This is a genomic window from Salipaludibacillus aurantiacus (genome assembly GCF_900111295.1).
Lineage (GTDB): Bacteria > Bacillota > Bacilli > Bacillales > Salisediminibacteriaceae > Salipaludibacillus > Salipaludibacillus aurantiacus.
In genome coordinates this window covers 79,010-90,392 of record NZ_FOGT01000019.1, presented here as the reverse complement: position 1 = coordinate 90,392, position 11,383 = coordinate 79,010, and the positions used below count along the sequence as shown (strand labels likewise).

Sequence of the window (11,383 nt, the reverse complement as noted above, 5' to 3'; positions counted from 1 at the left end):
TATTCCTTTATCATCGGAAGATGACCTAAATCAAGGGAAGAAAATAAAAAAGAAACCCACGCTTTTTGAAAAGGGTGGGTTTCTCAACAGCCTGACGCCCTCATGAGGGCGTTTTTAAATTGGCTTTCAAATGCCAGTGAATCATCTGGTGTTCTTCTTTTAACCGTACCATTTTTATTTTTTCGAGCACGCGGATAGATGAATAATTATCATGCCGGCATAAAGCTGTAATATATTTTACATTTTTAAGATAAAAAGCCCAATTAACCAGAGCTTCCAAGGCTTCTGTGGCATAGCCCCTGTTCCGTTCAGAAGTTATGATGCCATAGCCCACTTCTATTGATTTTTTGGAATCAGGCTTTCCTTTAAACCCTATGTCACCTATAACCCGGGAATTATTTCTTAGAAGAATAAGCCACGGTCCCCAGCCATATAAAGAAGGATCTTTCTTCAGGCTGTTCAAGTGAGCTGATATATGGGGACGCTGGTTATAAGACTCTGTCTGCATGACAGGAAAAAACTGAGGAGAACAGGCAGCAACCATTAACCGCTTTGTGTAAATAATAAGCTCCATATATGAGCTCCTTTCATTTCTGCCTTAGTTTAACAGTAACACACTTATTGGTTTCACAATACCTTGAGCCCTTATTGGGCACTTAAGTACCTTATTGAGTTCGGTGCAAACCCATACTATATGTTTTTGGATAGTTACAAAAAGAGGCATTGACAGAAATGAAAGAGTGAAAAACCTGGAGATTGAAGAGGCAGAGAAATAAATTATTTATTACTGAAGCGAGCAGGAAAAAAGCTCCTCTTAGGATTAAGAGGAGCTTAATGTCATGTCTTATTAGAAACGGGAATCTTCAAGCAGACGGGCCATTTCTTCTTTGTGGCCTGTTTCATCAGCGATGAAATCATCCAGTTTGACTGTCAGTTCAGTTAAACCTAAAGCTTCTGCCTGTTCTTTACGTGTTTCATAACGGTTAATAGTGTCAATCTCAGCCTGCATAGCTTCTTCAAGCATGTCTTTTACATCAGTAAGCTGTTTAACAGGTGCAGGTGTAGTTGTTGGAGTTCCGCCCAATGTTTTAATTTTTTCAGACAGGTAAAGCGCGTGGCCGGCCTCATCTGCGACTTCTCCTTCGAAAAATGGCTTGAGTACCTGGCGATATAATCCTGTTACAACTGCTGCGTTGTACGTGTACATAATCGTTGCTGCATACTCGTTAGCTAGATCCTCATTTAATCCATCAATTAATTCTTGCATTTTTGCGTCCATTACGTAATCATCCCTTCCTTTTTGAAGAAATTATTCAAAACCTATTTTGTTATTTTCCACCTATTTATAAAAATTAAACCTGAATATTTGGGGTCAGACCCCCCATTTAATTCCATGTCTTATATTTTGCTGAGGGCAAGCATATAAATGTGGGGGAGGCGGTGAAGGAGATGGCTTTTTTCTCAACGTTGTTCATGATATTTTTTATAAGTTTCGACGGGTTTATATGGGGATGGCTGATCGGGTACAGAAAGCAGTATTTTCCCTTAATTCATTTTCTGCTGCTGACTGTGGGCACGGCTCTCATTTTATGGGCGTTTTATCAGATTGGCCTTGCTTTGGAAGACGTCATTCCTTTTCATCTTTTTAATAAAATATCGGGGGTTTTCCTGCTTATTCTCAGTGTATTTCATTTAATAGATGGCGAAGGGCTTTTCAAACGTGCTGTGGCTCTTAAAATCTTCCTTATTATAAATGTAGACAATATAGGGTTTGGGCTGTTGGCCGGTTTCGATGCCATAGGCACTTATTTTCCTGTTTTTGCAGGCATTCAATTTGCCCTGTTTTTTCTGTTCGGCCTTTTCTTAGCCCATCATTCCAGGGTTTTTAAATATCAGCAGTACGGGAATCTTCTTCCATTTTTTGTATTGTTCAGTATGGGATTCTTTAAACTTTTTTTTGGATAAAAAAGAGGGTGTCCCAAAATCAGTTGGTGACACCCTTGCTTTTGTAAGCAGAGTCATTAAGCAGAACCCATTACTGTGCTTTTCCGGACTCGCGCGGACCAGTCCGGGAAGACTGCGCTGCAGGCTCTCGTCTTAATTCGTTTCTCCAAAGGAGCTTCATAATCCCGTTCAATGGTTACCAGCAGTTAATCTCTCTTATTTAAAACTGCTGTGCTGCCGCTGCTGTCTCCTGAATGCCTTCCTGAATCAATTCTTCTGCTTTATCCGGAAACTGGTTATGGCCTTCGACGATGACTGTTTGAATATCTGTGATTCCCCAGAAAGTCAGCAAGTTTTTAACATAATTAACAGCCATCTCAGCGGACTGTGCAGGACCTTCAGAATAGACGCCGCCGCGTGCGTTTAATAACACGGCTTTTTTCCCGGTTAACAGGCCGACAGGTCCTTCTGCCGTGTATTTAAACGTCTTTCCGGCTTGTGCCAGGTAGTCCAGGTAGGTATGGAGCGCAGCTGGCACGGTAAAATTCCAAAGAGGAAAAGCAAACATAACTTTATCAGCTTCAAGGAATTGATTTAAATAAGTGTTAACTGTGTCAGCAGCTTCCTGTTCAGCGGGGGTTAACTCTATTCCATTGGCTTGTTTGAACATGCCGTTAATTTTATCTGTATCGTAATAAGGTAAATTCTCCTGAAATAAATCAAGCTCCTCAATCTCATCCTCAGGATTTTCACTCTTATAGTTTGAAATAAATGTATTATACATTTTAACACTTACAGATTGATCTTCTGGTCTTGGATTAGCTTTAATAAATAATACTTTTGACATTTTCAGTTCCTCCATTCATTTTACGATAAAAAAGTTTAATACTTACAAAAAATAAAGTATAAAGAGAAGCTTTATATAAGTCAAAGAAGATGCTCGCTTCCCGCCAGCATCTTCTTTCTTCAAAAACTTTATTAAAATAGCGGCAGTAAATGATTTACTAATACAGCTGCCCCGGCAACCAAAATCACACCTTCGCTCCATGTGCCTGTCCGATACAGAGCGATCTGGGAGCGTTTTTTAGAGAAAGGGTAAAGAAGAGGAATGCCTCCGACAGAAAAGAAATCTGCAAGAATATGCAAAATAACTCCTAGAAACAGGCCAAGAAGAAATTCATTAGAAAAATGGGTGGTCCCGGCTATCATTAAGATAAGGATAAGCCCTGAATGAGTAAGCCCGCGGTGTCCGCCAAACAGTGTTTTAGCGATGGAGGATAACCCCGGAATTCTCCGGCCGATCCACGATCTGCTTTCATCAATATCAGGAAGGACAGAGCCAAGCAAAAGTCCGGAAACTGCAAGTGTGGAAGTTGTGTCTACATTTACAGGGATCGCATCGCCAAGTAACACTACCGCCGATAATGAAGTGGTAATATGGGTGAAATATCTCATGCTGTGTTTTTCCTTTCTTAAATTTAAACTGAATTAATATCATAGCAAAAAAGAGACTGAGCGGGAATCAGCCGATGGCATGAATCATTAATGATTTATAATTCCGCCGTTTTAATGCTTCTAATAAATGGTATAAAGACACTATACGACAAAGGACGCTTTTTATTAGGGGGGAGCGGTATGGAACTTACACCGGAAGTCGCTGGTTTTAGCCTTATAATTCTCGGCATTCTGCTTTTAATTGGTAAATGGATACGTGTGTTTACACCTCTTTTCCAAAATTTTTTTATACCCAGTTCGATGATCGCCGGTTTGTTAGGTTTACTTATAGGCCCGGAAGTGCTTGGCAGGCTGGGCATCAATCTGTTTGACAGCGGAGGTTTGTTCCCTGAAGTTATGGTGGAGATCTGGAGCACACTTCCGGGACTTCTCATTAACGTTATATTTGCATCCTTGTTTCTTGGAATGACGCTTCCTTCAGTTAAAAAAATGTGGGAAATATCCGGCCCCCAGATTACATTTGCCCATTTTATTTCATGGGGCATGTATGTCGTGGGAATTACTCTTGCTCTTTTAGTTTTGACTCCCTTTTTCGGCATGAATCCTGCCGCAGGGGCTCTTCTTGAAATCAGCTTTGTAGGCGGACACGGGACAGCTGCGGGTCTAGCCGGAACGTTTGAAGGAGTAGGATTTGAAGAAGGAAGGCACCTGGCTGTTGGGTTAGCAACAATCGGAGTGCTGAGCGTGGTTTTCTTAGGGATGGGTCTGATCAACTGGGGAGCCAGAAAAGGAAAGACAGCTATACTGGAGAATCCGGGTGAAATATCCGAAGAAAAAAAACGGGGGATTATTGCTGAAGAAAACCAGGAAGATGAACCGGCAGGCAGAAAAACAACACGTTCCGAATTTATTGAAACGTTAACCGTCCACCTTGGCTACATTGGCGTCGCTATTGCTGTCGGGTATGTCCTCCTTGAGGGAATTATTCTGATTGAAGAGGCACTTTGGATCGATCAAATCGAAATCTTTACCCATTTGCCTTTGTTTCCGCTCGCTATGATCGGTGCCGTTATTGTCCAGCTGTTTCTTTCAAAGTTTGTTAAATACAACGTGGTAGACCGAGGGGTAGTAAACAGAATCCAGGGTCTTGCCCTGGATCTGCTGATAGCCTCAGCGATAGCAACCTTGTCTCTGGCAGTCATAGGAGAGCATTTTATTCCATTTTTACTTATGGCTGTAACCGCGGTTGCCTGGAACTTATTTGCCTTCCTGTATATCGCCCCTAAGATCATGACAGATCACTGGTTTGAACGGGCAATAGGCGATTTAGGGCAGGCGATGGGAATGAGTGCTGCAGGCTTGCTGTTAATAAAGCTGGCTGACCCGAATACTAAATCACCCGCAAAAGAAGGGTTCAGCTATAAACAGCTGCTCCTTGATATTTTTGTTGGTGGCGGTTTTGTTACAGCTGCTTCTGTCCCTTTAATAATCGCTGTCGGAGCTGTTCCGTCGCTAATTGTAGCAGCAATTATTATGACTGGATGGCTTCTGCTTGGACTGCTTTATTTCGGAAAAAAGAAAAAGGATGAAGCTTAACTGCTATTTAACTGGCATAACAATTGACAGGTCAGGTGGACGATATAGGGTGAGGGGCTGCTGAAATAGCAGCCCTTTATTACCTTTAGAACTCTGCCATTTAACTGTACGACCGTATAAATTTGGGATTCTACCTTATAACTGAGGGACTCTACCGTATAACTGCTGAACTCTACATTATAAAAGTGTAACTCTACCGTATAACTGCCTAACTCTACCATATAACAAATTTCGACAAAAAATCCCCCCTGTAAAACACGACCTACTGCTTTCAACCAACGACTTTAAAAGTTAATTAAATTTATTAATAAAGATTCCATTCTTAGCAGTTATGTTGTATACTGAAAAATGAGAAGGAAATAACACGTAACTAATTAATTAAATAATTTAATAAAGAAAGACTATGTATTACAACCAAAAATTTTTTACGGGAGTGAAAAAAGATGAGTGAAAAGCTTATTTCATCGTTTCAGGAAGTGTTTAAGACAAACGAGCGTCCGAAAGTTTACTTGTCGCCGGGACGGGTGAATCTGATCGGGGAGCATACGGACTATAATGGCGGGTATGTGTTCCCATGTGCATTAAGTGTGGGAACGTATATCGTCATCAGACCAAGAGAAGACAGGAAGCTTCGCTTTTATTCAGAGAATTTCCCTGACCTGGGGATTATTGAGACATCGCTGGATAATCTGGACTATGAGGAGTCTCACGACTGGGCGAATTATCCGAAAGGAGTCATTTATATGTTCCGTGAAGACGGCTTCACGGGAGAAAAAGGATTTGATGCGTATTTTTACGGAGACATTCCTAACGGAGCAGGACTCTCGTCATCTGCCTCAATTGAACTCGCAATGGCGATTGCATGGGATGCCCAGAACGGGTTTGGCATGGACCGTATTCCAATGGTTCAGCTTTGCCAGCGGGCAGAAAACCGCTATATCGGAGTAAACTGCGGCATTATGGATCAATTTGCGATCGGTATGGGAAAGAAGGATCACGCTGTTCTTCTTGACTGCAATACCCTCGACTACAGTTATGCTCCGGTAAAACTGGAAGGGGTTAAGCTTGTTCTTGCCAATACAAATAAACGCCGCGGACTGGCAGATTCAAAATATAATGAACGGCGCCGGGAGTGTGAAGAAGCGTTGGCTGATTTACAGAAAGCTGTTTCAATTCAAAACCTTTGTGATTTGTCGCCTGAGGAGTTCAGTGCTAATCGCCAGGTAATTAAAAGTGATACAGCTGCCCGCCGTGCTAAACATGCCGTTGATGAAAATGACCGGACAATTAAAGCTCATCAGGCGTTGAAAGAAGGAGATGTGTCGGCTTTCGGCCAGCTGATGAATGACTCCCATCGTTCGTTAAGAGATGATTATGAAGTGACAGGCGACCATTTAGACGCTTTGACAGAAGCCGCCTGGAAGGAAGAGACTGTTCTTGGAGCACGCATGACCGGGGCAGGCTTCGGCGGGTGTACAGTTAATTTAATTAAAGAGGAAGGCCTTGAGGAAACTTTAAAAAGAATTGCTGACACTTATAAAAATCGCACAGGGATTGAAACAGAGTTCTATGTGGTTGATATTGGCGACGGTACACGGGAGATAGGGAACGATCTCGACTAAAGACTAAAACAAAAAGTTTACGATAGCAGAACCAACATAAAAGGAGAGTGAAAGAAATGGCAGTATTAATTTGCGGAGGGGCAGGTTACATCGGCAGTCATGGGGCAGCAGAGCTTCTGGGGAAAAATGAAGAAGTGGTTGTCCTCGATAACCTGCAGACAGGCCACAAACAAGCTGTTCTTAAAGAGGCAGTATTTTATGAAGGTGATTTAAGAGACGAAAAGATTCTTGATCATATCTTCCAAAATCACGACATCGACTCAGTTATTCACTTTGCGGCTGATTCTCTTGTAGGCGTCAGTATGGAGGAACCTCTTCAGTATTATGACAACAACGTTTATGGCGCGTTAAGCCTGCTTAAGAAAATGACGGAGTACGGCGTTAAGCATATCGTTTTTTCTTCTACTGCAGCCACTTACGGGGAACCGGAAATCGTTCCTATTAAAGAAACAGAGGTAACCGCTCCGACAAACCCTTATGGCGAAACGAAGCTGGCTATAGAACGGATGTTGAAATGGTGTGCTGAAGCTTATGACTTGAAATACGTGGCTTTAAGATACTTTAACGTCGCCGGGGCACACCCGACAATCGATATTGGTGAAGACCATAAGCCGGAAACACACTTGATCCCTATCGTGCTGCAGGTTGCTCTGGGACAAAGGGAAAAAATTATGATTTTCGGTGACGATTATGATACGCCGGACGGGACATGCATCCGTGATTATATACATGTGAAAGATCTCATTCAGGCCCATTTGACCGCTTTGGATTATCTTCGTGACGGCGGCCCTTCTGAAGTTTTCAATCTTGGAAACGGCAATGGCTTCAGCGTAAAAGAAGTAGTAGATACAGCAATTAAAGTGACCGGAAGAGAGATCCCGCGTGAAATTGCTCCCCGGCGGAGTGGAGATCCTGCGGTACTTGTAGCATCATCGGAAAAAGCAAAAACAATCCTGGGCTGGAAACCGGAATATGCGGATCTGGAATCAATTATCGAAACAGCGTGGACATGGCACCAGCGGCACCCCGGAGGTTACCAATCCAACGAGTAAGGAGATGAGACTATGACAATAGATCAATGGTTAAATGAACTGGTACAGTATGCTGAAAAAAAACAATTAATTGATGAAGAAGATGCGGTTTTTTGTAAAAATCAGCTCATGGAGATTCTTGAGATTGATGAAGCCGTTAAGCCTCCTCTTGATGAAGTGAATGAAACCCGTCCTCTTGCTGGCATCCTTGACGATATTCTGGATTGGGCAGCCAAGGAAGAACGGATGGCCAGCAATACGGTGACAGAAAGAGATTTACTTGATACAAAGCTGATGGCGGTGTTTGCAAAAAGGCCTTCCGGGGTTACGGCTGACTTTAGGGAGAAAGAAGAATCAGACGGGATAGAAACGGCTACCGCCTGGTTTTATGAATGGAATCAGGACATTCATTATATACGCCGTAACAGGATTGCAAAAAATATGAACTGGAAAACACCAACTGAATATGGGGATTTGGATATTACGATTAATCTTTCCAAACCTGAAAAAGATCCAAAGGAAATTGAAGCAGCAAAGAAAGCATCCACATCCAATTACCCGTTATGCCTGCTTTGTAAAGAAAACGTTGGATATGCCGGCAGGCTCAATCACCCTGCAAGACAAAATTTGCGGACCATTCCAGTCGAGTTAAATGGTGAAGAATGGCACCTTCAGTTCTCACCTTACGTCTATTACCATGAGCATGCGATTGTCCTGTCATCGGCACATGAGCCGATGAAGATTACGGTAAATACATTTCAGCGGCTATTGGATTTCGTTCAGCAGTATCCTCATTATTTTATAGGTTCTAATGCGGACCTTCCAATAGTCGGCGGGTCGATTTTAAGCCATGACCATTACCAGGCGGGAAAATATGAGTTTCCTATGGCACGGGCTGAGGAAGAAGAAACAGAACATTTGAAGAATTATCAAGGAGTGACAGTCAGTAAAGTGAAGTGGCCAATGTCTGTTCTCCGTGTGAAAGGGTCAGACAAGAATCAGGTTGTACAAGCATCCGAGATGATCCGGAAAAAATGGCAGGTTTACGATGATGAGACGGTTGGAGTGTATTCACAAACGGGGGATACACCCCATCATACGATTACACCGATTGCGCGATACAGGGACGGGAAGTATGAATTGGACTTGGTGCTTCGAAACAACCGGACGTCTGATGAGCATCCGATGGGTATTTTTCATCCGCACAAGGAAGTGCACCATATTAAGAAAGAAAATATTGGTTTGATTGAAGTAATGGGTCTTGCAGTTCTCCCCGGCAGGCTGAAAAGCGAACTGATGCAGCTGGCAGAAGCTCTGCTGACGGATGACCCTGCAAAAGAAATGGCCGCCAATGAAACCATTTCGAAACACCTTGAATGGGGGATGCAGGTAAAAGAAAAGCATCCTGATTTAAACCAGGAGAACGCCGGACACATTCTGCAGCAGGAAGTAGGCCTTGTTTTTTCAACGATATTGGCCCACGCGGGTGTCTTTAAGCGAAATTCTGAAGGGCAGGAAGCATTCCTTCGTTTTATAAGTGCTTTAAATGAGTAAAGAATAAACAGGGAAATATTAAGGGGGTGAACAACTTGTCTTCCCGAATGACAGGCAGTTTCCAGTTAATGAAATCATTGAACCGGTCATTAATCTTAAATACGATTCGAGTAAACGGTGCTATTTCCAGGTCAGAAATAGCTAAGAAAACTAAGCTGACTCCTCCTACTGTAACTAACATTGTTAATGAATTAATTAAAGCTGATCTCGTGCTTGAAAGCAGAGCGGGGACGTCTAATGGAGGCCGGAAACCTATACTCCTGACGATTAATTCAAACAGCAGGTATATTATTGGTGTGGATGTAGGCGTGAAAAAAGTCCGGCTCGCTCTAACGAACCTCAATGCTGATATATTGAAACGAAAATTAGTAAAGATGCCAGATAGAGACACGCTTACTGAAGGAAGTTTTCTCCAGTTTTTACAGGATATTGTTCTCTCTTTTCTGGAGGAAGTTGAAGAGGCCAAAGATAAACTTATTGGCCTGGGGGTAGCGATGCACGGGATTGTGGACCATGAAGCTGGGACGGCAGTCCACGCTCCAACTTTAAAGCTGGAGAACGTACCGGTTAAGCAAGTTCTGGAAGATCATTTTAATTTACCAGTAAGAGTTGAAAACGATGCTAAAGCATTAGCGTTAGGCGAAAAATGGTTTGGAGCTGGAAAAGAAACCGATCATTTTGTCTGTTTAAATGTAGGCGAAGGAATCGGCAGTGGAATTATACTGCATGATGAACTCTTTCATGGAAGTGACGACCTCGCGGGAGAAATTGGTCATACACTGATAGATTTGAACGGGCCGTTATGTTCCTGCGGCAATAAAGGCTGCTTTCAAATGCTCGCCTCAGGCCATGCATTAAAGGAAAGAGCCAGGGAAAGGCTTAAAGAAGACAGGGAAACCCTTTTGAAAGAAAGAGCGGGAAATGATCTGGAAGAGCTGGATGGCCAGCTGATATATGAATGCGCCAAGGACGGCGATGCAGTTGCTGCCGAAATTCTAAGAGAAACAGGAGAATACCTGGGGATCGGGCTGCTGAACATTATCCATTTTCTCAACCCCCGAATGATTATTGTCGGGGGCGGCGTCTCGAAAGCAGGATCTTTCTTAATGGATCCAGTCCATAAAGTGATTAAAACGAGTGCATTAAGTAAACGCGCCCGGAATACATGCATTGTTTTAAGTGAACTGGACGAAGAAGGCTCACTTATAGGCGCGTGTACACTCGTCTTATCAGAACTGTTCAGCCATGAGCATAGTGAATAACCAGAATCTGGGGGGTCTGTCCCCCCAGATTCTGGTTTTTTTACTCTCTTCCTATATGTTTACTGTTCAGTTAGAATAAGAGCAGGAGAGGCATTTGAGAAATGAAATATAAAAAGAGGTGGAGATGGTGAAAAATATACCAGAGATAAAAAATAAAATATTCGAAAGAACTCAGCTGGTAGTTATTATTACAGACGCAGACCAGGAGGACAACCCGATTATTTATGCGAATAGAGGGTTTACTGAACTGACTGGGTATACAGAAGAAGAAGTACTGGGACAGAACTGCCGTTTCCTGCAAGGGGAAGACACAGACCCGAAAGCGGTAAAAAAGCTGAAGGACGCTGTCCGTAATTTTGAGGCGGCATCTATTGATATACTGAATTATAAAAAAAATGGTGAACCATTCTGGAATCAGCTCCATATAGACCCAATTTATATAGAAGAAGATAATAAACGGTACTTTATTGGAATGCAAAAAGATATTACCAGCTTTAAACACGCCCAGAAGCAGGCAGAGGAATATTACCGCGAAATTGAATTACTATCCACTCCGATTGTTCCCGTTGGAGAAGGGGTCTCTGTCCTGCCTCTTATCGGTAATATAGATGGCGAACGCGTCGGCAATATTTTCGAGAAAGTACTCCCTGTACTGGAAAGAGAAAATGCTGAACATTTAATTCTGGACCTGTCAGGATTCACCAATATGGATGAAGAAGCAACGGTAGGGATTTTTCAGCTTAGTGATCTGCTTAAATTAAAAGGGATTCAATTGATCATTACAGGAATTACACCGCAAATAGCGATGAAAACGAAAGAATTGGATATTAGTTCTTCTAATTTCATTACTTTCAGGTCTGTCAGACAAGCCGTCGAAGCTCTGGAAAGAAACGACATATAAAAAAGCGCTCCTGCCAGT

Annotated in this window: 11 protein-coding genes; 7 read left to right on the top strand and 4 right to left on the bottom strand. The window is 42.6% G+C overall.

All coding sequences use genetic code 11. From position 1 onward, the window contains the following. Positions 1-100: 100 nt before the first annotated feature. Together BMW59_RS18340 and BMW59_RS18335 are read right to left on the bottom strand one after the other, a co-directional pair. Positions 101-574, bottom strand: a complete 474-nt coding sequence (locus BMW59_RS18340; RefSeq protein ID WP_093055211.1) for a GNAT family N-acetyltransferase — start codon at positions 572-574, stop codon at positions 101-103. A 273-nt stretch (positions 575-847) separates the two neighbouring features. Further along, positions 848-1,279 (bottom strand): ferritin-like domain-containing protein, encoded by a 432-nt coding sequence (locus BMW59_RS18335; RefSeq protein ID WP_093055209.1) that lies wholly within the window; start codon positions 1,277-1,279, stop codon positions 848-850. A gap of 194 nt (positions 1,280-1,473) precedes the next feature. Between BMW59_RS18335 and BMW59_RS18330 the strand changes: the two genes are divergently transcribed. Next, the gene (locus tag BMW59_RS18330) at positions 1,474-1,965 is read left to right on the top strand and encodes a hypothetical protein (RefSeq protein ID WP_177174424.1); all 492 of its coding nucleotides are present in this window, start codon (positions 1,474-1,476) and stop codon (positions 1,963-1,965) included. Between the two features lie 199 nt (positions 1,966-2,164). Here BMW59_RS18330 and BMW59_RS18325 read toward each other — a convergent pair whose 3' ends face one another. Next, positions 2,165-2,791, bottom strand: a complete 627-nt coding sequence (locus BMW59_RS18325) for an FMN-dependent NADH-azoreductase (protein WP_093055205.1) — start codon at positions 2,789-2,791, stop codon at positions 2,165-2,167. Positions 2,792-2,922: 131 nt separating this feature from the next. Next, positions 2,923-3,399, bottom strand: coding sequence for a metal-dependent hydrolase (locus tag BMW59_RS18320; RefSeq protein WP_093055203.1), 477 nt, complete (start codon positions 3,397-3,399; stop codon positions 2,923-2,925). Positions 3,400-3,579: 180 nt separating this feature from the next. On the opposite strand from BMW59_RS18320, the gene BMW59_RS18315 reads away from it, so the two are divergent. The 6 genes from BMW59_RS18315 to ytvA all read left to right on the top strand — a co-directional run bounded on the left by BMW59_RS18315 (position 3,580) and on the right by ytvA (position 11,365). Further along, on the top strand, positions 3,580-4,995 hold the full coding sequence (locus BMW59_RS18315; protein ID WP_093055201.1) for a sodium/glutamate symporter: 1,416 nt from the start codon (positions 3,580-3,582) through the stop codon (positions 4,993-4,995). A 443-nt stretch (positions 4,996-5,438) separates the two neighbouring features. Beyond that, entirely contained in the window at positions 5,439-6,617 is a 1,179-nt protein-coding gene (locus BMW59_RS18310; RefSeq protein WP_093055199.1) for a galactokinase, read from the top strand. A gap of 56 nt (positions 6,618-6,673) precedes the next feature. Beyond that, positions 6,674-7,669 (top strand): UDP-glucose 4-epimerase GalE, encoded by a 996-nt coding sequence (gene galE, locus BMW59_RS18305; RefSeq protein ID WP_093055197.1) that lies wholly within the window; start codon positions 6,674-6,676, stop codon positions 7,667-7,669. 12 nt (positions 7,670-7,681) lie between these two features. Further along, the gene (galT, locus tag BMW59_RS18300) at positions 7,682-9,202 is read left to right on the top strand and encodes a UDP-glucose--hexose-1-phosphate uridylyltransferase (RefSeq protein WP_093055195.1); all 1,521 of its coding nucleotides are present in this window, start codon (positions 7,682-7,684) and stop codon (positions 9,200-9,202) included. Between the two features lie 35 nt (positions 9,203-9,237). Further along, complete coding sequence (locus BMW59_RS18295) at positions 9,238-10,464, top strand: ROK family transcriptional regulator (RefSeq protein WP_245733222.1); 1,227 nt, start codon at positions 9,238-9,240, stop codon at positions 10,462-10,464. 124 nt (positions 10,465-10,588) lie between these two features. After that, complete coding sequence (ytvA, locus tag BMW59_RS18290) at positions 10,589-11,365, top strand: YtvA family blue-light photoreceptor (protein ID WP_245733223.1); 777 nt, start codon at positions 10,589-10,591, stop codon at positions 11,363-11,365. Positions 11,366-11,383 lie beyond the last annotated feature (18 nt).